Raw genomic sequence first — 24,403 nt, forward strand, 5'->3', positions numbered from 1 at the left:
CACTTGCAGTTGCTATAGTCTCTCCATCCCGACTAAATGCTACACCATTGACCCAATCCTCATGGCCGATAAGAGTCTGCAATAATTTCCCCTGACGGTTCCACAACTTCACTGTATAGTCACCACTTGCAGTTGCAATAGTTTCTCCATCCGGACTAAATGCTAAACCATTGACCCAATCCTCATGGTCGTGCAAACTGTTACGCTCTCTATACCTTAGATTTTTATATATAAGTTGCCTGAGAAAATCTGTTATTTGCGTTTTGCTATCATCCCGAAGTTGGAATATTAGGTTAGGGAGTGGTAGTTGTTTAACTGCTCTCAAAGTACAGAGTAACGCTTCAAAATCTTTACCAGAAGTAGAAAGTATTGTAGATTTAACACTTTTTTGTAGTGCTTCTGATTCGTTCAACTTAAATTTTGCTCGCCAAACCATTACACCAGTAATAGCTGCCCCCACAAACGATATTAGTGTTGATACTGTAAAACTCCTGCGCAGCAACTTTTGTGCTTTCTGTTTAGCCTCTTCTAATATCTGCTTCCCTTTTCTCTCCGCTTCCAATTCTGTTTTTATCCCTTGTTTCTCCAATTCCTGAGAAGCAGTCAAAAAGCGATAGTCGAGAACACTCAAATTTTTATCCCCCGCCCACACTAAAGCATCCTCCAAAGTTTTACCGCGCAAAAGTCGCGACTCATCTTGATATCCTGACTTTTGCCAAGCAGCAAATGCTTCAGAATAGGGGCGTAACTTAGCTAACTCCTGTTCTACCCACTGGAGATTAAATACTTGTTGATAGATATAATTAGTAACCTGCAACTGACTTTGACGTTTGATAACCAAACCTGTGAGGCGGAGTTCCATTTGTTCGGGGGTGTCATTTGCTGTTATCCCTCCCTTGGTGTGAGTTTGGGGAGTATGTGGGTATTCTGTAGGGGCGATTCGCATAGATGCCCCTACGACTTCTGACTTCTAAAGTGTGGGGGATTGAATTTAAAACCTGCTGATACAACCCCAACAACCGACTCGCCCGTTTTTCATTTACCAAGAGGCGATCGCGAATTGTCCGTAAATGTTCTGGGTTATCGTGAAATTCCCAATTATTAATAATGTAAGTCCGAACCAACTCTGCTACATCGGGAGTACGACTATCATTATTTTTAACAATTATTTGACACAATTTTTGAGTTAAAAAAGGTTGCCCACCAGTCCAGTCTAAAACTTCAGCTAATACCTGTTCTGGATTTTCTACCCGACTTTCTAAACCAGGAGTTAGGAAATATTTTGCTTCTGCAAAACTAAAACCTGTTAACTCTATCGCCCTACCAATATTAAAAGGAGTCCGAGTTTTATCAGCAATTAAATTAGAAGGAGTTGCCACCCCAAATAAAGCAAAAGATAATCGTTGATATTCAGGATTTTCTGCTCGTTTATTATGGCAAGCACGAATCAAAGCAAAAAAATCATCAGTGGGAAAGTCAAGACTAATTAAACTATCTATTTCATCAACAAAAATGACAATATTTTCCGCAACTTCCCCCAGCAAAACTTCTCTTAAAAAATCTCTAAATTGTTGTACAGGGGATAAATCTTCTCTTTCTTTTAACCACGCTCGTCGATTAATACTCAAGTCAAAACTACTGACTAATTCTTGAATAATACCCCGATACCATTGGTTGGCATTAATTTCTTGACTACCCACATCAGTTAAGTCAATTGCAGCACAGGCAAACCCTTCTTTTTCTAATCTCGCCTTAGTGCGTAACATTAAACTTGACTTTCCCATTTGTCGGCAGTTCAACACATAACAAAACTCTCCTAATTTGAGAGCATCATAAAGATTTTTATCTGCTTGTCGCTTCACATAACTAGGAGCATCAGCAGGTAAACTTCCTCCTACTTGATATTGATAATTTTGGTTTTGTTTTGTGTTCATGGAAGCCAGGAAAATCAGTAATTAGATTCTATTTTATATAGGGGAAAACCTAACCCCCCAACCCCCTTCCCTTGGAGGGAAGGGGGCGAAAGATATCCTCTCTATTTTTAGGAAAAAGGGACTGTTCCCCTCTCCTCGTAGGAGAGGGGTTAGGGGAGAGGTTATATTATGACAAGGGTTAATCAAAATATTGCCTATATAATTTACATCTGGAACATCATTGTAAGGGAAGGGGGGGTTAAAAATATCCTCTCTATTTTTAGGGTAATTGTTCCCCTCTCCTCGTAGGAGAGGGGTTAGGGGAGAGGTCATATTATTATAAGCGTTCATAAAAATATTGCCGATATAATTCACATCTAGGAACAACATCATTACCTACTAATTTTACTAATCCTAAACTATCCAATTTATAAGTCAAAATGTAATCTATATTTACAGATTCTCTTACCATAACAACTTTCTTAAAAGCTGCTTTTAGTTCGGGATTACCTTCTAACATTAACAACAATTATTGCAGATGACTGCGATAAATTCCTGCATTAGTTGGTGCTTTCTTTAGTAGCTCCGATAAGGTTGAATTTTGATGACTTATTAAATAAGATAAAGCCTCATCTAATAAAAAAGGATGCCCTCCTACTAAATCAGTTAACTGTGTGATTTGTTCAACTTGCAAATTTAATTTGTAAGCTTCAGTAAGTTGACGTACTTGCTCCAAATTAAACTCTGGTAATTCAATGGGTTTACCCACATTAAAAAGAGATTGATGAGTATTTAAACGAATATAAACTTCTGTCGAATGAACTACTATTAACCGTAACTTTTTCCAGAGATTTTTTCGCTTGGCTGTCTCATGCCAAGAACGTAATAATTCCAAAAAATCCTCAGCAATTGGATGTGGAAAAATCAAGTCTATATTATCTATACATAAAACCAATGCTTCTGTTACTTTTGGTGTAAGCATTCAGCTATTAGCTTTCAGCTTTCAGCAATAAAACCTCAACCTTAAAGAGAAGGTTTAAATGAATATCGACTTGAAAACTGACTTCTGTAGTAAAATTTAATTCTGAATAATAAAGCTTTTATTAGCCAAACTAAAAGTAAGAGCTGATAGCTTATAGCTGACGGCTGAATGCTTACATTAAACAATTATTGAAATTAAGGAACGAACCAAAATTTTTGAACGAAAGAATGCGCGAATTTTGAATTAAAAAAATGGTCAATTATTCATATTTTTATTTCTCCTCCACTCCCCACACTCCCCACACTCCCCACACTCCTCACACTTCCCCTACTCATCCTCAATTACTTGATTTCTGTCAAGTATTAATAAATTTCTCAATTGGTCTGTATCAAGTTCAGTTAACCATTGTTCACCTGCACCTACTACTTGTTCTGCTAATTCTTTTTTACTTTCAATTAAATCATGTATTTTCTCTTCTAAAGTTCCGGTACAAACAAATTTATGCACTTGAACATTCCGAGTTTGACCAATTCTAAATACCCGATCTGTTGCCTGATTTTCTACTGCGGGATTCCACCATCTATCAAAGTGAAAAACATGATTAGCACGAGTCAGATTTAAACCTGTACCTCCAGCTTTTAATGACAGAATCATTATCGGCGGACCTTGAGGATCTAGTTGGAATTGGTCTACCATTTCTTCTCTTTTATTTTTGCGGGTAGCTCCATATAAATATAAGACTTCTCTACCTAAATTTTTCTCTAAATAAGGTTGTAAAATTTTTCCCCATTCAGCAAATTGAGTAAAGATAATTGCTCGTTCTCCTTCAGAAATTATTTCTTCTAACATTGCTCCTATACGTTGCAATTTTCCAGAGTTTTTATCGTTGATTTCTACTTTTTTCTTACTGCCTTTTTTGATTTGTAAAAGTACAGGATGATTACAGAGTTGTTTCAGCTTTACTAATAAGGCTAAAATTTTTCCTTTTCGCTGAATACCATCAGCAGCTTCTATTTCTGCTAAGGAATTTTCAACTATATTTTGATAGAGTTTTGCTTGTTCATTTGCTAGTGGGCAAAAGATAGTATTTTCTTGTTTTTCTGGTAAGTCTTGAATAATATCTTTGTCAGTTTTGAGACGACGGAGAATGAATGGTTGAACCAGAGAGCGTAAAGTTTGTAATGAATTTGTATCGCCATATTTTTCGATGGGAATAGCAAACCGACGCTGGAAAAATTGTTTTTGCCCTAAATATCCAGGATTCAAAAAATCTAAAATTGACCATAATTCTGAAAGACGATTTTCTACGGGAGTTCCTGTTAAGGCAATTCTGAATGATGCGTCTAATTTTCTTGCGGCTTGAGATTGTTTTGCCTCTGGATTTTTGATATTTTGCGCTTCATCAACTATTACTGACTGCCATTTTATTGTCTGTAATATTTTTTCGTCTCGATGCAATAAAGCATAACTTGTTATGACTAAATGTTTGTCTTTAACTACTTTGGCAAATTGTTTACCTTTGGCACGTTTATCGCCGTGATGTACTATTAATTTTAAAGTAGGTCCGAATTTTTTGACTTCTCTTTCCCAGTTTCCTAATACGGATGTTGGGCAAACTAATAATGTGGGTGCTTCGAGTGCTTCTTGTTCTTGTTGGTTGAGCAGAAATGCTATGGTTTGAATGGTGTTATGACAAATAATATTATTGGCAACGAAGTTATGATGTTTACTTACTTCAAAGTCATAAACCCAACCCTCATATTCGATATCTTCGATAGATTCTATCTGACAGTAATAGACTTCTTGGTTGAGTAATTTTTGCAGGCGAGTTTTGTTAATTTCTAGCTCTAGAATATTCAATAAAGAATAAGCTTCTAAAGTTTGAGTCGTCCACTTTGAAGGTTTCAGTTGACGATATTCTTGTTCGGCAGCTCCACTAATAATATGTTCGATACTGTTAATAACTTTTTCTAAGCTAGCAGGAGAAAATTCTTGGGAACCGTCGATATAAACTGTATTGTGGATGCCTAAATGTCGCACTGGTAGTTTGGTTTTCTCTACTAATTCGGCAACTATATCAGAAGCAGGAATTCCTTCAACGTTTGAGTTAGCAATTTTTTCACAAATTGACTTGAGTTTTTCTTGTTTTCCTGAGTCATTAAATCCTATTTCTTGTAAAAAACGACGTGCTGAGTTACCGCTAAATGTTCCAATATAATAGGTACGAAAAATTCCAGTGCCATTGGTGGCGCGTTTTTGTTTCGGTGAAATTTTCATCCAAATTCCAAAGCGTCTGAGTAGGATAGATAATTGTTGAATAAGTTGAGACGATGCTGTAGAAATTTCGATATTTCTCATAGTTTTGTTTACCGAACCTTCCGCATCAAAATAGTTCCTGAGAAAAATTCTAATACTGTCTAAGTCAGCTTGCATAATAAATGGTGGGATAGTTTTTTCAAGCGATCGCTTTCCCCACCTATATCCTTTCTCTTCCAAAAATTTCCGATACTCTACACTATGCGCTCTAATTTCATAGCAATCTTTTCGGCTACTATGAGGAATAATTTTAGGAGAATTAATTTTAATGCTATATCGTTGCCCAAGTCTGCTAAAAGTCTCAAGTAAATCTTCTAAAACTTCTTTTCCTTTCTGGGAAATACCGAACATTCCTGAATATCCTTCCCACCCTTCAGCTATTTGCCAAGCAATAAATTTAACTAAATCTGGATCTTCTGGTTTCCCATCCCAGACCAGTTTTGCAGGTACACAAACATAATCTCCCACCTGAAAATCATTTTTCCAACTATCGCGAATAAATAGTTTATGACTTTGAGTAATAGTAATACTACTATTATCTTTCAATCTAACCTTGCATAACTTTTCTCGTACCTGCTGCCGATATAACCGTCGGATCGGAGCAAGGACAATTTTTCCTGTTGTCTCATCTATAGAATTTACCAGTAGTTTCTTACTAGGTTTGGCCCAAAATCCTTCCCCATCAAATTCGGCCTCACCTGCATAAGCTTGCCAAATTTCCTCTGCCTGCATTACCATACCGTTAATAAATAATTCTGTATCGTGCTTGGTACATTTACCGAGGCCCATATCGTCCGCCAAACAAGCACCCAAACCCCAACGTTCCAGAAAAGTCAACCAACTAACACCCCGTGCTTGATAATTCCGCAATTCTCCCCGAAAATTCTCAGGTGTAGGAATTTCCTCTAAAGAACGATTATTTGTCAAAGTATCCAAAAGTTCCTGTAGTTGACCCCCAGATTCAAAATTAACAACAGGCAACTTTTCCATAGTCTGAGTATCCCCAGTCGCTAACCGCAAAGCATCTTCCAAAGATAAAGCCATTTGCTCTTTACGAGTAGCAAAGAAATTTTGTGCTGCTCGGACATCTTGAGGTTGTAGTTCCACCCACTCCCCATTAACTTCTACTAAAGGACTATCTTTAGCTACTAATTTTTCAAATTCAGCTTTAGTTAATTTCTGACCTCCAATAGATAATTCCCACTGAAAATTAAGAAGACTATTTAATCCAAGTCTTTCAGCTTTTTTCGTTTTTGGAGCAGTTGCCTGAATACTCAAACCTAAACGAGAAACTAATCCTTCTCGGTTAGCTAAACTAGGCGGTAAAATCACCCCAAGTCCACTGTCCGTAAACCGCCAACTACCACTTTTAATAAACTCATAAGCTTGTTGTGGAGTTAGTAGACAATATTGGGGAGTTGCTTCTTGTAAACTAGGTTCAATAATTGGATAAATTCTTGATGCTAAACCTAAACCTTTGAGCAGAGTTTCTTGAGGAAGTTTAATTGTTTGTCCTTGATAATTTAAACTTGCTACAGGATTTTCCCAAATAGTCTTAGCATCAACAAAAAATTCTGGGTTATCGACTGCTTGAAGACAATATTCAAGTTTCCATTGTTTATAATTATTTGATGGTGAATGGAGACGGAAACAGGTAATAAATTTCTTTTCTGTAGCTTGATATTCTTGTAGAGGAGATTTCCAATTCTCAAGTCTTCTTTGAATTTGCTGGGTTTCTTTAGCAGCAGGTAATTTTAAATTTGATTTTCCTAATAAGGATTTCAACCATTGTCTAATTGAGGGATTTAATGAGGTAGTTTCTGTTGGAGTTCCCGCTGATAGTTGTCTAATTTGTGTATCTATTATATTTTTCAATAAATCTTGGATAATTTCTTGACTCGATTGGAGTTTTGGTAATTTTGAAGAATTATTTTCCGTAGTTATTTGTAGATTTTCTAAGGAAATAGGTAACTGCAAATCAAGATGATATGTGCGACAAACAAGAGGCATTTGTAAGGTAAAATTTTGCAGCCTAGTTTTGTCTATAGAACTATCAAGTAAAGGTTGCCAAATTGCAATAAATTCTTGATCTGATATTTGTTCAATAGAGGGTAAAAACTTACATCTTGCTAATAAATCAAGACTCCATCGGGCAACATGAGACCAAAACCTTAAATCTGACCCGATGAAAGATTCAGTAATTTTTCCCAGAGGAATAGATTGTAAAAATTTGATTGCTTCTAAAGGTTCTAAACAAATTCCTTCTATTTGCCAGGGATACAGATATAACTTTTCTGTGGATTCTGATAAATTTGTGCCAGAATGAATCGGGTATAGTTTTTGGTTATATTCTGATAATTTCGTGGGAATAGCTAAAGTTTTATTTTTGGATTTTTTGTGCTTTTCTAAAGATAAATGGGTATTTACCTCAGATAACTTTAAAAGTTCATCTAAACTTATTACATAAGGATTATTAGTAATTTTTCCTGTTTCACCAGCATCCTCTTCTGTAATTCTGCGCCAAGCTTCTCCCCAAATAAATAAAGAACTGGATTGTTGATTTTCTGTCAGCCAAAAACTATGTAAAATTGCCATCTTAAATATCTATCAAAAAGGTTATATTTTGATTACTAAACTTTTTCTACTGTAAATCTTTGAACAAGAAAATTTAACAATGAAAAACGGCATCCGAGTTAAAATAACTGGATGCAAACTTCATCATTTGCGATGAAAGGTAAGTAGGATTATTATAACCGTTTATCTTCACTAAAATTTTAGTAGACAGACACATCTAAAATGTTGCAAGTGTTTTTCCAACTGTGACATTTTCTAACTTCTGACTTCTGACTTCTGACTTTTGACTTCAAATAACTTCTGACTTCTGACTTCTGACTTCTGACTTCAAATTGCCCCATTAAGAATGCTACGATTGCCACAGAAGCGAAAGAATGAATATAGATAGATAAGGAAAAAAAACTGGATGGAAGAGATCAACAAATCCATATCCTTTGACGGACGGGATCTTCCATATCTGGTTTGCTGTTAAGTAGACTTCTGTTACCGAAAAACCTATAGATAAAAAAGCTAGTATAGATACTACTCTCTGAAAAGTTTCCATGATACCGATCCCAAATGTAATTTTGATAAATTATTTACCACGACAAAATCTATATTGATAAAAATAGATATATATAGAGTAGCTGAAGTTGGTGAAATATACAAGTTTGATATTTTATACCAATTCCCATGCATTATTGCTATACTTGGGCAAGACTTCAGTTATCAACTAATTAGCACAGGCAGAATCATTTTTTTGCTAATTTGAGCTAATTTAATGTTAATTATTTTTATGTTTACTTCTCCCCCACTCCCCTACTCCCCTACTCCCATGCTCAACAAAATGTAGAAAAGTTTTTGAGAAATGGTATTAGGGAGTACGGTTTGCAAACTTGGGTCATTTGGTCTACTATTTCAATTGCTAATCAAAATATTTATCAGATGTCTCAGTTACTCAGACAAAAAATTGCGCTACCTCCGATTTCTACAGAAATCAATATTGTTGATATGATCGATCTTTATTTCACGGCATATAATTCAGCTCGGTTAAGAGAAATCTGTCATCTACTGACAAAAAAAGTCATGCAACCTGGTGTTACGGTAGGACTGAGTTTATCTGGAGCAATGACCCCAGCAGGATTTGGTGTGAGTATTTTAGCTCCGCTTATCCGCAATGGATACATCGATTGGATAGTTAGTACTGGTGCGAATTTGTACCACGATCTTCACTATGGCTTAGGTCTTAATTTATATGCGGGAAGTCCGATTGTTGATGATGTACAACTTCGCAAGGAAGGACAAATTCGGATTTACGATATTTTTTTTGAATATGATGTCCTGTTGAAAACAGATGCTTTTATCCGAAAGGTGCTGCAAGCTCCTGAATTCCAAAAACGAATGGGGACAGCTATGTTTCATCATCTCTTAGGTCGATATATCAAAGAAGTCGAGGAGCATCTTGGAATTAAACATCCTTGTTTATTATCCACCGCTTACGATTGTGATGTTCCTATCTATACCTCCTCTCCTGGAGATAGTTCGATTGGTATGAATGTTGCTGCGATGGCACTTGATGGGTCTGAGCTGATTCTCGATCCAGCAATTGATGTTAATGAAACCGCAGCCATTGCCTATGGCGCTCGCAACTCTGGTATAGCCAATGTTACGGGCAAAAGTGCTGCAATTATCTTTGGTGGAGGATCGCCTAAAAACTTCCTCTTGCAAACCCAACCACAACTCCATGAAGTATTGGGTTTAGAAGAACGTGGCCATGATTACTTTGTTCAGGTGACAGATGCGCGGCCTGATACGGGTGGCTTATCTGGAGCTACTCCCTCTGAAGCAGTCAGTTGGGGCAAGGTTAATCCGAGTGATTTACCTAATAGTATCATTTGTTACACCGACAGCACCATTGCACTCCCCCTAATCAGTGCCTACATCTGTAAGCAATCGACACCACGTCCCCTGAAGCGTTTATATACCAAGCGTGAGGAACTATTGAATACTTTGAAATTTGAGTATCACTCAAGCAGAGGCTCAATCGCCTGATTCCCGGAATAGGCTGAGATATATGGGTTATCATCTTTATAAGATACAGTTTTTTCTTTCTTCCCTATTGCCTATTCCCTAAAAATATACAATCTGCTTTATCTTGAAATAAGATAGCTATAGCACTCTTCTAAGACTTCTCCTTTGCCATCCCCTTCGGGTTTAGCGATCGCTTGTAGTGAGAAATACTAGACTTTATTCTCATAAATCATTCCTGATTGCTATATTTCAGATAATTTCTAGCAAAAAGAAGAGCTATTCAGTTAAGATAAGTGTTATTAAACAGATCCTTACTTAATTCATAAAAAAATTGAGAGTTAATTATGAGCTAGCTGTTTGCGCAGCATTCCGCAGGAAATGCTTACCTATTTTCTCTCTTATTCAAATATTACATTAATTATTTCCAGGTATCTATAATGACTGTTCTATCTCCTAAATTAAAACAAAAATTAGCTACTCCACTGAAAATTGGCAACTTTGAAGTTAAAAGTCGCGTGCTTCAATCACCATTATCGGGAGTAACAGATTTAGTATTTCGTCGTCTAGTACGTTGTCATGCTCCAGAGTCGATGATGTACACTGAAATGGTAAATGCTACAGGGTTACATTATGTCAAAGAATTACCTCAAATAATGGAGGTTGATAATAATGAGCGACCAATAAGTATTCAATTATTTGATTGTCGTCCAGATTTCTTGGCAGAAGCAGCAGAAATGGCTGTAAAAGAAGGAGCTGATACTGTTGATATTAATATGGGTTGTCCTGTTAATAAAATAACAAAAAATGGTGGAGGTTCTTCTTTATTAAGACAGCCAGAATTAGCTGGAGAAATTGTTAGTAAAGTCGTAAAAGCTGTACCTGTTCCTGTTACTGTAAAAACAAGAATTGGTTGGAGTAATAAGGAAATTAATATTCTAGAATTTGCTAAAAGAATGGAAGATGCGGGTGCCCAAATGTTAACTTTACATGGTCGGACTCGTGCTCAAGGATATAATGGTCCGGCAAGATGGGAATGGATTACTAAAGTTAAGGAAATACTTTCTATTCCAGTTATTGCTAATGGCGATATTTTTTCTGTGGATGCTGCAATACGTTGTTTGGAAGAAACTGGTGCTGATGGGGTAATGTGTTCCCGTGGTACTTTGGGTTATCCTTTTTTGGTAGGAGAAATTGATTATTTCTTGAAAAATGGTGTGGAAAAAGTATCACCCACTGCAGTAGAAAAACTGGAATGTGCTAAAGAACATTTACAAGCATTATGGGAATATAAAGGCGATCGTGGAATTCGTCAAGCTCGTAAGCATTTGACTTGGTATTCTAAGGGTTTTCCAGGAGCAGGTGAGTTGCGGGGTCAGTTGGCAAAGGTAGAAACTGTGGCACAAGGTTGTGATTTGATTGATAGGGTAATTGAAAAATTATAGGATAGCTTTCAGCAATCAGCTATCAGCTATCAGCTAAGGTTAATATTCACAATTTTTTGAGCTATTTCCGAGCGTAAACTTGATTTATATTAAAATTATAAAATACCGATTATCTGCTCAAACAAACCAGGTTTCTATACCGTTTTATATCAATGAATTAGGCATAATAAATCAGCTACTTTTAGTCATCTAAAGATGACTTTATCTGTCAGCGAATAAATTTATTTCTTGGCGGATGGAAAAGCTACTAAACTGATTATTTTTTGCCTACTTCCTCCAAATATTAAATTAATTTTGTCCAGGTATAGCAATATAAAAACATTATAAAATCCTGGCTATAAATACTTGGGAAGTGTCAAACTATCCTAATCAAGAAAAATCCAAGGTCTTAATTCCAGTTGCTTTGGAATTTGTGACCAAAAAATAAGGTCTCAAGCCGACCCTTTTAAGGGGATGAAAAAAATAAACTTCAGTATTTCAAGCCTTTGGGTTTAGCCAGAGGTACTGTTAACTGTTAACTGTTAATTGATAACTGATAACTGAAATGACAGCGGTTTTACAGCAATGCATGAGGATAGTGAGGTAAAGTTTAATACTAACCTCTCTTCCCCTATTCCCTATTCCCTATTCCCTATTCCCTAAATTATGGATAAATTAAAAGGACGAGATTTATTAAGTCTAGCAGATTTGAGTTCTGATGAATTAAAAGAAATTTTACAATTAGCAGCTCAACTAAAATCTGGTCAAATAAATCTTAAATGTAATAAAGTATTAGGGCTATTATTTTCCAAAGCTTCGACAAGAACTAGAGTAAGTTTTACCGTGGCAATGTATCAATTGGGAGGTCAAGTTATCGATTTGAATCCTAATGTTACTCAAGTTAGTCGTGGGGAACCTTTAGTTGATACCGCTAGAGTTTTAGACCGATATTTAGATATTTTAGCGATTCGGACTTTTGAACAAAAAGACTTAGAAATTTTTGCAAATTATGCAAAAATTCCTGTTATTAATGCCTTAACAGATAGGGAACATCCTTGTCAGATATTGGCTGATTTATTGACGGTTCAAGAATGTTTTGGCAAGTTAGAAGGGGTAACTTTAAGTTATTTTGGCGATGGTAATAATGTGGCAAATTCTTTACTATTGGGTTGTGCAATGGTAGGAATGAATGTGAGAATAGCAACTCCACCAAATTATCTGCCAAATATGGAAATTGTGGAGCAAGCAAAGACTATTTCTAATGGTCAAAGTGAAGTTATAGTTACTGAAGACCCCCAGGTAGCAGTTAAGGATGCTCAAGTGCTTTATACAGATGTTTGGGCAAGTATGGGACAAGAGGAGGAAGCTAATAATCGAATTCCCATTTTTCAGCCTTATCAAGTTAATGAAAAGTTGGTAGAAAGTGCAGCAGATGATGGGATAGTTTTACATTGTTTACCAGCACACCGAGATGAAGAAATTACTGATGGAGTTATAGAAGGAGAGCGATCGCGGGTTTGGGATCAAGCAGAAAATCGAATGCACGCTCAAAAAGCTTTATTGGTAAGTCTGTTAGGTAGGGATTAAAGTTTACTAAAAAAAGTTTAGTTGTAGGGTGGTTCAATAATTAATAATTAACAATTAATAATTAATAATTATCTGTTCTTTTAAGGAGAAAATTGAGAAAAATGATTTTTTTATTTTTTCTCTTTAAAAGGAGAGTCTTTAAACCTTAATCATTCGGTAAACGGCGATACTCCGAAAAAGATTTACCCACCTCAGATAAAATCAGGTTTATTTTTGCTACATATTTTGAAAAAAGGTGTTACACAAATTTGATAAATGTTTGTTACAAATATTGAGGCTATTGATTTATTGGGGTCAGAATTCAGAAGGCAGAATGAGTAGGTTAAATAATATTTATTAGCCATTTGCTTATCTCTATTAATCAAAGGGAATTTTCCGATAAATTTTTTCAACTCTCCTGATTATTCATAATATTCTTTTTTCAAAATGATATTAGGAGAGGAGAGAAGGAAGGTATAAGGAGGAGGAGAAGAATAAAGTTTTTTGATCGCTGATTATCTGGAAATTTTATTATACTAAATAGGGCTTGCTGATTAATTATCAAAGCATTTATAGGTAAAGACTTGAGCCTTTTTTGATTCCCATTGTTATGCGAGGTTTTCAACTCTTCATGCTCAAAAAGTTAGTATTTTGGGCAAACTAAGTATAGAAAAATTAGTGGACAATTCANTCTATAGCAATTCCCAAAAAGCGTGAGGTACAAAATTCTAGGTTTTAGGGAACACTTAACTGGGAACACTTAACTGGGAACAGGGAATAAAACAATAAAGATAACTGTACCTCACGAGCTTGGGAAACGCTATATATCTATTAATAACCTCCTGAAGCAGACAAAATATATATATAATTCTGGTTGAAGATTCTTAGGTAAAATTTCTAAAATTTCCTTACTACTTTTAACACCTTGACTTTCACACAAAGCAGCAAATTCTTGTAAACTATCTAATCTTGCGGATAGTTCGCTTAAGGTGTCTAAATATTCGGCAATAGCTATTTGTTGATTTAGCCAAGTTTGATTATATCTTTCTGGAGCATAAGACATTTTTAACTCTACTTCTGTCTCATTTTTCTGGCGTCGAATAATGTTTGGGTAAATTGGCAATTAATAACTAATATAACAATTTCCATACTGGTAAGGTACAAAATCTAGGTTTTAGGGAACACTTAACTGGGAACATGGAATAGGGAATGGAATAGAATCGAAATAAAGATAGGTGTACCTCATTAGTTTGAGAAACGCTATATTATTTCCTGATAAGCGCGAATTTCATCTCAGTCAGGTGCTAGTGGAAATGGTGAGCGATCGCTTCAACAATCTTAATATAGCGTTTTTATCTGGGATGTAAAAACCAAGTGTTATTAAAAAGGGAATAGGTTTGGGGGAATTGGACAACGATAAATAAGGGAAAACAGCATTCTTTTCCTAAATCCTTAAAAACATTGCTCTTCAACTACTCCCTAATAAAACTTAATCCGAATAACTATATTTTTAGAGCTATTTGATATATCTTGCGACGGGATAGGTTAATTTTTTGTGCAAGTTGGCGACTAGCTTGGGAGCGGGAAATTCCTTGGGCAAAAAGTTCTTGTAATTCCTGTTTAATAGTATCTTCTGATAATACAGGTAATTCTGGTTCAGCACCTGCAATAACAATAGTAAATTCTCCTTTTGGTTGATTATTTTGATAATGAAAAATTGCTTGCCCAACAGTACCGCGCCAAAATTCTTCGTGGAGTTTTGTTAGTTCCCTTGCCAAAACTATTTTTCTATCTTTACCTAATATTTTGTCTAAATCTTCTAGAGTTTGTAATAGTCTATAAGGAGACTCATATAAAACTATGGTTTCTAATGAGTTAGATAATTTTTCTAGTTGTTCTTCCCGTAGTTTAATTTTGGTGGGTAAAAAACCAATAAATATAAATTTGTTGGTTGGCAGTCCGGAGGCGCTTAATGCTGTAATACTAGCAGTAATTCCTGGTATTGGTACTACAGAAATATTTGCTTCGACACAAGATTTTACTAATTCATATCCAGGATCGGATATTCCTGGCATTCCTGCATCGGTTACTAGAGCTATAGTTTTTCCTTGATTTAGTTCTTCTATTAATTCGGGTATGCGACTTTGTTCGTTATGTTGATGGTAACTTAATTGTGGGGTTTGGATTTGAAAATGTTGTAATAATTTTCCCGTGTGGCGAGTATCTTCTGCTGCTATTAAGTCTACTTTTTGTAATATTTGAACTGCTCTAAATGTTGTGTCTTCTAGATTGCCTATTGGTGTACCAACTATGTAAAGGGTTCCTGAATTTACTTCACTCATAATTTGACTATCCTGTAAGAATTTAGAATTTAGAAGTTATCCAGGGTCATGACTACTATGAAATTTACTGGAAATGTTAGGAGCGCTATAACTGATAACTGAAGAAGGTGACTCCAATACTCAAAAAAATCTTGTTCAATACTTATAAGCAAATTAATAATGAAGTTTTAACTCTAATAGCTTGAAGTATTTATGACCAAAAAATAAGGTGAATAGCCTTTATTTTTAAGGGGATGAAAAAAATAAACTTTAGTGGTCCGTACTGATAACTGATAACTGATAACTGATAACTGATAACTGAAGAGAGCTGTCTTATTTTTGGTTTACTTAAAGCTACTATTAGTATGATTCCCAGTCTGGACAACTTTCATCTTCTACACCATAAGGGTGCATTCCACAAACTAATAGATTTCCTCCATAAACTTGACCATGATAATGAGTACATCCTCTACACGCTGGATGTTTTTCTACTGTAGGTTCTACATGATCGACAAAATAGTAGTCTATATCTTCTTCCTGTGTCTCAACATCAAAGTCTAAATAGACTTCAATTATTGGCTCAATTAAATCATTTAGATACTCATCTATTTCGGCAATAATATTAATCTGTATTTCTTCAGTAATTTCCTCAGATAGTTTTCCCCACTCATCAAAAACTTCTGAAATTTCTTCTGCCATTTCATTGAAAAAATTTTCTACCTCCAACACGGCAGTTTCCATTACTTCAAAGAAGTTTTTTGACCAGTCTTCCATTATTATCTATCTCTGCTTTCCTGTAAAACTACTATAATTATTGAAATTCCTTAAATCTTGCCATAATTTTTGGATATAGATTTAGTCTTTTTGTAGCCGACGTAATTCTTCTTGTAACTTATGTACTTCTTGGCGCATTTCATCTACTTCTGTAGAATTTGAATCTGATGAATTGTCATCCTCGGAAAGAATCTCTATACGACGTGGTTCATTAGGTCTTGTTTCTGGAGATGAATCTACAGGTGCCTGCTGCATGGCTTTACTCATCATGTCTTCCACAAATCTACGACCTTCTTCTGTAGTCATTTCACCACGCTTAACCATTTCATCTGCCAGTTTTTGGGTTTCTGTCCTTAGTTCTGCCAATTTCTGGTTAGCTTTCTCACCTGCATAAGAGGCTAATCCTACTCCTAGATAAACTGCCCTTTGAATAATTCCTCCGAAATTATCCATAAAAAATATATCCTGGCTCCTTTAAATTGGGTGACCCGGAGTCAACGCCTACTACAAGCATCCCGTGTTGCTGCTACCTTCCGGTCCTGACAAGGTTTAGGCGTTCTAGTCGCGCTGGTCCGAATCACTTATTACTATAACACAAATTTTTATTCTGCAACTATACACCACTGATAAATTTCATAAGTGACACAATTATTTTTAATAAGGGGGTCTTCAGCTACTATTTTTTCTGCTTCTGCCATAGATGCAGCCTCAAATAGTAACATTCCTCCTCCCAGTTTTCCCCAGTAACCACTTTTGGCTTTATGTCCTTTAGCATTTAATTCTTGGACATAAGCTATATGGTCTGGTACATACTGGTCAAATATAGATTTTTCGACTATACCTTTTTCTATTTTGGCAAACCAAGGCATTTTATTTTTTGAATTTTAATTTTATGGGTCTATCAAAACGTTTATTATTTGTGGCTATTGTGCCACCTGAAAATATTCAAAACCAAGTTACGGAAATTAAAGAATATTTTGCTAGAGAATATAATAGCAGTCATGCTTTAAAGTCTGTGCCTCATATTACTTTACAACCTCCTTTTAAGTGGCCGACTGAAAATTTAACTCTTCTACAGGAGTCGTTAGAGACTTTTGCTCAAAAATGTTCTACTTTTCCGATTACTTTGTCTGGTTTTTCTGCTTTTCCACCCCGCGTTATCTATGTTAATGTTGTCAAAACTCCAGAACTATTAAAAATACAACAAGACTTAATTGGATTTACAGAAACTACTTTGGGAATTGTACACCCTCCTTCTAAAATTCGCCCTTTTTCTCCTCATGTTACTGTAGCTTTTCGAGACTTAAGTAAACAGAATTTTAGAACAGCTTGGTTAGAATTTCGGGAGCGATCGCTTCACTTTGAATTTACAGCTTCTCAGTTAACTTTATTAATTCATAATGGTAAGCGGTGGGATATTTGTAATGAGTTTCCTTTTCTCAGCACAAATTGAGATAATTCACCAATAAGACTTATGCAAATTTGGCAGATATAAATTTCTATACCGTACCTTGACGAATCATTTCAAAACCATAAACATATATATCTGCAAATTTATAGCGTTCTTCTTTTTCCCGAAATTCAATAATTCCTATTTCCCTCATCAAAGAAACAAAGTCTTCAAAATTTTCAAGAATTTTCTCTGGTAAGTTCTGCCATATTTCTTGTAATTCTTCTTTTGTTAAAAAAGCTAATTTTCCCTTAAGAGAATCAAATAAATTAATTAGATCGGGATATTCCTCTTTAATTTCTTGACATCGCTTTTTTGATGCTTCTTTCAACCCAAATTCTAGAGATTTTCCTTGGAGTAGACGCTCTGTACGAATTTTAGTTGATGATTTTCCTCTGTAAGTTAATTCTTGTTCTTTTGCTCCTTTAAGTAATATACTTAAACTCCGAGGAAAAGTCGTGCCACTTGAGTCTGTTAATCGTTCATAAACCCATCGAGATACTTTTTTCGCTCTGTTTCCTCCTCGACGACGACTTCCCCAAAGTAATTCTAATGCTTTATCAAGCTCTTCTTCATTCGCTATATCTATACTTTCAACAGCAACAGGAGAAACTCGATCAACTAAATTTTTGAAATCTTGAGATTGTATTGCTTGACGAAGCGCTAAACGTAAAAAGTCTATTTGATTCCACTGTAAAATAATATCCCTTCCAGTAAAATGACTTTTATTATCAAAATTTAAACGATTCCAAATATCTTCTCTCAAGAAAATTTTAAATCTAATTTCTGTTAGTCTACTTGCATCACAAGACTGAACGAATTGAAATAATCCAGTTAATGCTTGTTCTCTTAATTCTCTTGCTTCCGAAAAATCTTCATCTAAATCATCGTAAAGAAACCATAATTTTTGAGACTTTTCTTTTGCCTCTTGATTAAGAATAATATTTACTGCATCTTTCACTGTAAGTATGAGTTGAGAGTTAGTAGATAATTCTAATAAAGCTTCAGTTGATTCGGACTGCCATGTATCTTTTGGTAAATTATTAATTATTTTTTTCAGCTCACTAAACTTTCCCCCTTTACCTTTATTACCTCTCGGAAATTTCAGTAATTCTTCCTGATAACACCTAAATAGTAAATAAGCTCTCCAAAAAGCTTCCCATGTTCCATTCTTTTCCTGCAAAGTTCGATGAAGAATTTGAAATTCTTCACGGGTAGGTCTACTTTCTTGAAATCTACCATGTCCTGATAAAAATACAGTATTATCTAACCGTCCGCGAGCTAATTTTTGAGCCAGTTCTTGATGTTTTAAAAATAACCAATATAGTGCAGTTTTACCTGTTCCTTTTTTTCCTCGAATTAGGCAAGTTGTATCATCTAAAAATTTTTCAAAATCAGTAGTGCGCTGAAACAATAAGCTTAAATCTTGCTTCTGATCGGCTGCATTTACTTCAGGAAACTCTAGACTTTCAATAATTTCCCATCTTTGTTCAACAATGTTTAAAACACTACTACGTTTAATTTCATCATTTTTTTGATCGATGAGATTAGCAATTTTACTATAGTAATCTTGTATTTCTGGTATGGGATAGCTATCAGCTAAGGCAATTGGTACAAGGTAAGGAACTACCAATAATTCATCATTTTCTGGTTGCTCATTATTTGTATTTGAATCCTCTTCATCAGTATCATAATTTTCATCTGTTCCATTTTTAATTTTTTCAAGCAATAACTTCCAAATTTTTTGGACTTTATCTAAACCAGTCTTTGTCACATCAGGTACAGGAGAAAAAACAAAATTAATGGATAAATTTTTCAGACTTTGAAGAGATTCGAGTAGTAATTCTATTCCCTGTTTATTTTGTTCGTTAGGGAAAAGAAAAATAATTGCTTCATCAGCAGCTTGAATTAAAGATAAAGCACCCCATTGATTAATCCCAGTTCTGGAGTCAATTAAGAGAATATCTGGTTTTAATTGTTCTTGAATTTCCTGCTTAAAAATAGACCAAAGATTTTTGTCTCCATCTATAACAGTTGTGGCATAAAGATCGTCAACTTTAGACACATAATCAAGACTAAGATATCCAGCAGGAACTACAAATAATCTCCCTGTGGCGTTAGGTATTCTCACTTCACTAAATATGTCTGTAATTAAAATATTGGGGTCTATTCCTTCTGGTAAATAAGAACGTTCGTAAAAATAATCAACAATTCCATATTCTGGCTGTTCTTTAAGGTTAAATGCTGTACTTAATCCAGGTGCTTCTAAATCTAAATCTACAGCTACAACTTTACGTCCTCGCATTGCTAAAATTGAGGCTACATGAGTTAATGCAGTAGTCCGACCTACTCCTCCTTTAAAAGAATAAAATGTTACTGTTCTGGGTATGCTGGGTTCTTGCTGGGGTAGTTGAAGTTGATTTTGTGGGTTTGCTGCTTGGATAGCTAAATCTTGCCAAGTTACTAATGAGAATGTATCAGAAATTTGTGGAGGTGAAATATTTAATGATTCAGCTTCTTGAGGTGTATATAAAGAAAGAAACCCAGGAGATAAATGAGGCAACTGAGATTTTAATAGGTTGGAAATTTCTTCTTTCCGCTGAGGAATAGATACACCAACAAAGCTATTGCTAACTAAAGTTAAATTTAGCAAACCTGATGTGGAAATATTTACATCAACCCATTCTTGAGAGTTTTGAATGTATTGGTTTTGGATATTCTGCTTTAGTAATACTTGCCAGTTTTCTTGCATTTTAAACTCCTTAAAGTTTAGTGGCTTGTTTTTGTAGCCATTTAATCAGCTTTTGATATGTGTTGAACCAGCTTTTATAATTTTCATTATTAACTTCAATACTAGAATAACGTATATCTATGAAATGTTGACCGATGGGGTTCTCAATTTCATCCAACCATTTTCGTACTTGGGGAAGTTTATCAATTCTAGATTTAAGTTTATTATGCCTTTTTAATGCTTCTGTATAGCTATGTCCTGGATTAGTAAAAGTATGTCCTGGATTATTATTATCTGTTTTCCATTCTTTACTCGCACTGTTTGGTAAAGTAGCAAAAATCATTCCTTTTAATAAACACTCAATAGTTACACCTCCAAAGTGCATAGCTCCAATTTTTCTTCCCGATTTATCTAACATTTCTGTATCATAATAGCGTTCTATAAAAGCTGCTTGGTAATCTTCCATAAATCAAAAAAATATAGCCTGGATAATTTAACTTTGTCTTTTAGGAAATTAAGAGAAAATCCTTCATGAAATTTCTGGAATATCAAAAGTAATCTGAAAAAATTCCTCAAATATCAGGTATTTTTAGGTTCTGAAAATAACTATGAGATTCTACTCATAATCTAAGCATTCAGCTATTAGCAGTCAGCAGTCAGCTTCTAGCTTTTTAATAAATGAATCAAGCCAACCTTATTTTAATTTCTGTGACATTTTCAACTACAAATATAAGTTGTTAACCCATATAATTTGTGGTAGGAAATTTTTATAGATGTATCTCAGAAGCTGATAGCTGAATGCTTACCTCATAATTATTCTCACCTAACCTATCAAATTATATTGACTAGATTTCTGATTTTTATAGATATTCTAGAATCTTAGAGCGATCTCTACATTACATCTTTGGTCTATGAATAATTTTCTCCACCATCCGTCGTTTAATATTTCTATCAATTCCAATTAAACGAACATAATCATTTTGATGTTCAGCCAAACAATTTTCTACGGCACTAATTATTTCTTTTTCCCCTTCATTCTCTATCTTTCCGCAACTGTTCCATGAACCAGTTTTATATCTACGTTTATCTGCATATTCCATCCCAATTTTTAAACCATCTTGGAGAATTTTTTGTATCTCTTCCCTCACTTCAGAACTGAGATTACTCTTTTCAATACCATGATTAATCTGATTTTCTATTAACTGATTCGGTGTAGTTACTGCTGGAGAGTAATAATTCGAGAAACAGGGAGTAGAAAAATAGAAAAGAAGAAAAACAACTTTACCTCAGTAACTTGAGAAACGCTATACTATAAGGTTACCCATTAATATTAGGACGTCTCTCTGTGGCTCTTGAACCCAAGTTTATTGTCCTAACTAAAAAATGTACTACTATAAACTTTTGACCCTTATATTTTGACTTTTGGTAAATACCCAAATCCTCAGTTCGGGAACCCGTACAGTTTAGTTAGTTGCGATCGCAACTCTTATTCAGCTACATTAGCACTCAGATGGTGAGAGTGCTAAAAAATCAAATGAAGTTAAATTCTCACTTTAACTTGTAGGAGTGCTTGCGCCAGACCACGCTTGGGGCTGAATTCCTGATAAGTTACTGAAGCGACTGGTCAAGCAATGTGTTAACTTCTGCGACCGCCGACAACCAAGGCGACAGAAGGGACTAAGCATACTTAGTCCGTACAAAGCGTTTACAAGATTTTCTTGTAGACATTGGGAGATACCCCCTCAGTAGATAATGTTCTACTGTGCATTGTTAACAAATGTTAGCAAAATAGTATCGGCTCTCAACAACAATAAAATTTATCTGGAGGTAATGTAATGGCAGCCGTAACACTGAGTGTTTCTACTGTTAAACCCTTGGGCGAACGTGTATTCGTCAAAGTCAGCGAATCTGAAGAAAAAACAGCAGGTGGCATTCTTCTACCTGATAGTGCAAAAGAAAAACCTCAAGTAGGAGAAGTTGTCTCAGCTGGTCCTGGTAAACGTAACGATGATGGTTCCCGCGCAGAAATGGAAGTCAAAGTAGGAGATAAAGTTCTATACTCTAAATATGCTGGAACTGATATAAAACTTGGTGGCGACGAATACGTCCTACTTGCTGAAAAAGATATCCTCGCAATAGTTAACTAATACCCAGCGCTTAAGTAGGTATTGTACAGCAGGTTTAAAGAAGTTGTTCTATAGCACTAGCAAACTTTTTCTTCATATTTGATGTTTGCTAAAGTGCTAAAACAACTAAATTCTCAACACAAAAAAATAAACATCCACAATTACTAATCAATAGAAATTACAACTATGGCTAAACGTATTATTTACAACGAAAATGCTCGTCGCGCCTTAGAAAAAGGCATGGATATCCTCGCTGAGTCTGTAGCAGTAACTCTTGGTCCCAAAGGTCGCAACGTTGTTTTAGAGAAAAAATTCGGCGCACCTCAAATTGTTAATGATGGTGTTACTATTGCTAAAGAAATTGAACTAGAAGACCATGTAGAAAATACTGGTGTTTCCCTAATTCGTCAAGCAGCTTCTAAAACTAATGATGCAGCAGGTGACGGTACAACCACTGCAACTGTTTTAGCTCATGCAATTGTTAAAGAAGGTCTACGCAACGTTGCTGCTGGTGCTAACCCTATAGCTATCAAACGTGGTGTTGATAAAGCTGCAGGTTTCCTAGTAGAAAAAATTGCAGCTCACGCTCGTCAAATTGAAGATTCTAAGGCGATCGCTCAAGTTGGTGCTATTTCTGCTGGTAATGATGAAGAAGTAGGTCAAATGATTGCCCAAGCAATGGATAAGGTGGGTAAGGAAGGTGTGATTTCCTTAGAAGAAGGAAAGTCTATGCAGACTGAGTTGGAAATCACTGAAGGTATGCGTTTCGATAAGGGTTACATCTCTCCTTACTTCGCAACAGATATGGAGCGGATGGAAGCTGTTCTAGACGAACCTCAAATTCTAATTACTGATAAGAAAATCGCTTTAGTACAAGATTTAGTACCAGTATTAGAACAAGTAGCTCGTTCTGGCAAACCCTTATTAATTTTAGCTGAAGACATTGAGAAAGAAGCTTTAGCAACTTTGGTTGTTAACCGTTTGCGGGGTGTATTGAATGTTGCTGCTGTGAAAGCTCCTGGTTTTGGCGATCGCCGTAAAGCTATGTTAGAAGATATCGCGGTATTAACTGGTGGTCAAGTTATTACTGAAGATGCTGGTTTGAAATTAGAAAGCACTAAGCTAGATATGCTTGGTAAAGCACGTCGTATCACTATCACTAAAGACAACACTACTATTGTTGCTGAAGGTAACGAAAAAGAAGTTAAAGCACGTTGCGAACAAATTCGCCGTCAAATGGATGAAACTGACTCTTCCTACGACAAAGAAAAGTTACAAGAGCGTTTGGCTAAGTTAGCTGGTGGTGTAGCAGTTGTGAAAGTTGGTGCTGCTACTGAAACTGAAATGAAAGACCGCAAGTTACGTTTGGAAGATGCTATTAATGCAACTAAAGCTGCTGTGGAAGAAGGTATTGTTCCTGGTGGTGGTACAACTTTAGCTCATTTAGCTCCTGACTTAGAAAATTGGGCAAATGAGAACTTAAAAGCTGAAGAGTTGACTGGTGCTTTAATTGTTAGTCGTGCGCTACTAGCTCCACTGAAGCGCATTGCTGAAAATGCTGGTCAAAATGGTGCGGTAATTTCTGAGCGCGTGAAAGAGAAAGATTTTAATACTGGTTTTAATGCAGCAACCAATGAGTTTGTTGATATGTTTGAAGCTGGTATTGTTGACCCTGCTAAGGTAACTCGTTCTGCTCTACAAAACGCTGCTTCTATTGCTGGTATGGTGTTAACAACTGAGTGTATTGTTGTTGATAAACCTGAACCGAAGGAAGGTGCTGCTGCTGGCGCTGGTATGGGTGGTGGCGATTTCGATTACTAAGTTTTTTGAGATTGGGGACAATCTTGATATTGTTCCCTCTCCAATTTGTTTGTGTAAAAAGTGTGTATTGTGTTTGAGTCACTTCCAGTTTTGGAGGTGGCTTTATTATATTTATTAGGACTTACGCAGTACAATGTATTTTCGTCATTGCGACCGACTCTTAAGCAATCTCAAATCCTAGTTTTTCGTACCTCGTGCGTAAGTCCTGTTTATATTAGGCAACACGGATAAGATTTTCAGAGTTTTTATATATTTCTATATTTTTTACAAGTATAGCAATGAGCGCTGGCATCTTTACATGTTACATAGATATTTGCAATGTAATATAACAGTAACTGTATGAGCTGTATTTTTCATAAATTAGGCGATCGCTAAACCTTAAAGTTTTAAGGATGTCT

At 35.5% G+C, this 24,403-nt stretch carries 18 protein-coding genes, 1 other RNA gene and 1 pseudogene; 6 read left to right on the forward strand and 14 right to left on the reverse strand.

Annotated elements, in window-relative coordinates; genetic code table 11:
• The 5 genes and pseudogenes from F6K22_RS41645 to F6K22_RS01120 form a co-directional block, all read right to left on the reverse strand.
• The coding region (locus F6K22_RS41645; protein WP_363272594.1) for a WD40 repeat domain-containing protein at positions 1–946 on the reverse strand (946 nt) is incomplete at its 3' end.
• Positions 876–1,934, reverse strand: a complete 1,059-nt coding sequence (locus F6K22_RS01100; RefSeq protein WP_293092394.1) for an AAA-like domain-containing protein — start codon at positions 1,932–1,934, stop codon at positions 876–878. The genes F6K22_RS41645 and F6K22_RS01100, both read right to left, overlap by 71 nt.
• A 316-nt stretch (positions 1,935–2,250) precedes the next feature.
• Positions 2,251–2,895: pseudogene (locus F6K22_RS01105) on the reverse strand (AAA-like domain-containing protein).
• Positions 2,896–3,222: 327 nt separating this feature from the next.
• Positions 3,223–7,806, reverse strand: coding sequence for an SNF2-related protein (locus tag F6K22_RS41650; RefSeq protein ID WP_363272596.1), 4,584 nt, complete (start codon positions 7,804–7,806; stop codon positions 3,223–3,225).
• A 179-nt stretch (positions 7,807–7,985) separates the two neighbouring features.
• A complete protein-coding gene (locus F6K22_RS01120) occupies positions 7,986–8,147 on the reverse strand; it encodes a hypothetical protein (RefSeq protein ID WP_293092396.1) in 162 nt (53 codons plus the stop codon).
• A 505-nt stretch (positions 8,148–8,652) separates the two neighbouring features.
• Between F6K22_RS01120 and F6K22_RS01125 the strand changes: the two genes are divergently transcribed.
• From F6K22_RS01125 to argF, 3 genes are all read left to right on the forward strand, one after another.
• Complete coding sequence (locus F6K22_RS01125) at positions 8,653–9,816, forward strand: homospermidine biosynthesis protein (protein WP_363272598.1); 1,164 nt, start codon at positions 8,653–8,655, stop codon at positions 9,814–9,816.
• Between the two features lie 416 nt (positions 9,817–10,232).
• Positions 10,233–11,237 (forward strand): tRNA dihydrouridine synthase DusB, encoded by a 1,005-nt coding sequence (dusB, locus tag F6K22_RS01130; protein ID WP_293092398.1) that lies wholly within the window; start codon positions 10,233–10,235, stop codon positions 11,235–11,237.
• 645 nt (positions 11,238–11,882) lie between these two features.
• Positions 11,883–12,803: an ornithine carbamoyltransferase gene (gene argF / locus F6K22_RS01135; RefSeq protein ID WP_293092400.1), complete on the forward strand. Its 921-nt coding sequence runs from the start codon at positions 11,883–11,885 to the stop codon at positions 12,801–12,803.
• Positions 12,804–13,602: 799 nt separating this feature from the next.
• On the opposite strand, the gene F6K22_RS01140 is transcribed toward argF, so the two are convergent.
• From F6K22_RS01140 to F6K22_RS01165, 6 genes are all read right to left on the reverse strand, one after another.
• Complete coding sequence (locus F6K22_RS01140; protein WP_293092402.1) at positions 13,603–13,905, reverse strand: hypothetical protein; 303 nt, start codon at positions 13,903–13,905, stop codon at positions 13,603–13,605.
• Positions 13,906–14,284: 379 nt separating this feature from the next.
• Positions 14,285–15,124, reverse strand: a complete 840-nt coding sequence (gene rsmI, locus F6K22_RS01145; protein ID WP_293092404.1) for a 16S rRNA (cytidine(1402)-2'-O)-methyltransferase — start codon at positions 15,122–15,124, stop codon at positions 14,285–14,287.
• A gap of 339 nt (positions 15,125–15,463) precedes the next feature.
• Positions 15,464–15,877: a hypothetical protein gene (locus tag F6K22_RS01150; RefSeq protein ID WP_293092406.1), complete on the reverse strand. Its 414-nt coding sequence runs from the start codon at positions 15,875–15,877 to the stop codon at positions 15,464–15,466.
• A gap of 81 nt (positions 15,878–15,958) precedes the next feature.
• Positions 15,959–16,330, reverse strand: a complete 372-nt coding sequence (locus tag F6K22_RS01155; RefSeq protein WP_293092408.1) for a phasin family protein — start codon at positions 16,328–16,330, stop codon at positions 15,959–15,961.
• 29 nt (positions 16,331–16,359) lie between these two features.
• Positions 16,360–16,456, reverse strand: an RNA gene (ffs, locus tag F6K22_RS01160) — signal recognition particle sRNA small type.
• Positions 16,457–16,479: 23 nt separating this feature from the next.
• Positions 16,480–16,746 (reverse strand): YciI family protein, encoded by a 267-nt coding sequence (locus F6K22_RS01165; protein WP_293092410.1) that lies wholly within the window; start codon positions 16,744–16,746, stop codon positions 16,480–16,482.
• 23 nt (positions 16,747–16,769) lie between these two features.
• Between F6K22_RS01165 and F6K22_RS01170 the strand changes: the two genes are divergently transcribed.
• Positions 16,770–17,330 carry a 2'-5' RNA ligase family protein gene (locus F6K22_RS01170; protein WP_293092412.1) on the forward strand — a complete coding sequence of 187 codons (561 nt, stop codon included), beginning with the start codon at positions 16,770–16,772 and terminating at the stop codon, positions 17,328–17,330.
• 46 nt (positions 17,331–17,376) lie between these two features.
• Here F6K22_RS01170 and F6K22_RS01175 read toward each other — a convergent pair whose 3' ends face one another.
• The 3 genes from F6K22_RS01175 to F6K22_RS01185 form a co-directional block, all read right to left on the reverse strand.
• The gene (locus F6K22_RS01175) at positions 17,377–20,079 is read right to left on the reverse strand and encodes a MinD/ParA family ATP-binding protein (protein ID WP_293092414.1); all 2,703 of its coding nucleotides are present in this window, start codon (positions 20,077–20,079) and stop codon (positions 17,377–17,379) included.
• Positions 20,080–20,089: 10 nt separating this feature from the next.
• Positions 20,090–20,524, reverse strand: coding sequence for a hypothetical protein (locus F6K22_RS01180; protein ID WP_293092416.1), 435 nt, complete (start codon positions 20,522–20,524; stop codon positions 20,090–20,092).
• A gap of 430 nt (positions 20,525–20,954) precedes the next feature.
• Positions 20,955–21,206, reverse strand: coding sequence for a RuBisCO small subunit-like domain-containing protein (locus tag F6K22_RS01185; RefSeq protein WP_293092418.1), 252 nt, complete (start codon positions 21,204–21,206; stop codon positions 20,955–20,957).
• Between the two features lie 687 nt (positions 21,207–21,893).
• On the opposite strand from F6K22_RS01185, the gene groES reads away from it, so the two are divergent.
• Together groES and groL are read left to right on the forward strand one after the other, a co-directional pair.
• Complete coding sequence (groES, locus tag F6K22_RS01190) at positions 21,894–22,205, forward strand: co-chaperone GroES (RefSeq protein ID WP_094672717.1); 312 nt, start codon at positions 21,894–21,896, stop codon at positions 22,203–22,205.
• 165 nt (positions 22,206–22,370) lie between these two features.
• Entirely contained in the window at positions 22,371–24,005 is a 1,635-nt protein-coding gene (groL, locus tag F6K22_RS01195; protein WP_293092425.1) for a chaperonin GroEL, read from the forward strand.
• Positions 24,006–24,403: the final 398 nt, after the last annotated feature.

This window comes from Okeania sp. SIO2F4, from assembly GCF_010672385.1.
Lineage (GTDB): Bacteria > Cyanobacteriota > Cyanobacteriia > Cyanobacteriales > Microcoleaceae > Trichodesmium.

What these genes read in the sequence shown, in the direction of transcription:
- F6K22_RS01100 (WP_293092394.1), bottom strand. Translation starts at nt 1,934, where the DNA reads ATGAACACAAAACAAAACCAAAATTATCAATATCAAGTAGGAGGAAGT.
- F6K22_RS41650 (WP_363272596.1), bottom strand. Translation starts at nt 7,806, where the DNA reads ATGGCAATTTTACATAGTTTTTGGCTGACAGAAAATCAACAATCCAGT.
- dusB (WP_293092398.1), top strand. Translation starts at nt 10,233, where the DNA reads ATGACTGTTCTATCTCCTAAATTAAAACAAAAATTAGCTACTCCACTG.
- argF (WP_293092400.1), top strand. Translation starts at nt 11,883, where the DNA reads ATGGATAAATTAAAAGGACGAGATTTATTAAGTCTAGCAGATTTGAGT.
- rsmI (WP_293092404.1), bottom strand. Translation starts at nt 15,124, where the DNA reads ATGAGTGAAGTAAATTCAGGAACCCTTTACATAGTTGGTACACCAATA.
- F6K22_RS01150 (WP_293092406.1), bottom strand. Translation starts at nt 15,877, where the DNA reads ATGGAAGACTGGTCAAAAAACTTCTTTGAAGTAATGGAAACTGCCGTG.
- F6K22_RS01155 (WP_293092408.1), bottom strand. Translation starts at nt 16,330, where the DNA reads ATGGATAATTTCGGAGGAATTATTCAAAGGGCAGTTTATCTAGGAGTA.
- F6K22_RS01165 (WP_293092410.1), bottom strand. Translation starts at nt 16,746, where the DNA reads ATGCCTTGGTTTGCCAAAATAGAAAAAGGTATAGTCGAAAAATCTATA.
- F6K22_RS01170 (WP_293092412.1), top strand. Translation starts at nt 16,770, where the DNA reads ATGGGTCTATCAAAACGTTTATTATTTGTGGCTATTGTGCCACCTGAA.
- F6K22_RS01175 (WP_293092414.1), bottom strand. Translation starts at nt 20,079, where the DNA reads ATGCAAGAAAACTGGCAAGTATTACTAAAGCAGAATATCCAAAACCAA.
- F6K22_RS01180 (WP_293092416.1), bottom strand. Translation starts at nt 20,524, where the DNA reads ATGGAAGATTACCAAGCAGCTTTTATAGAACGCTATTATGATACAGAA.
- groES (WP_094672717.1), top strand. Translation starts at nt 21,894, where the DNA reads ATGGCAGCCGTAACACTGAGTGTTTCTACTGTTAAACCCTTGGGCGAA.
- groL (WP_293092425.1), top strand. Translation starts at nt 22,371, where the DNA reads ATGGCTAAACGTATTATTTACAACGAAAATGCTCGTCGCGCCTTAGAA.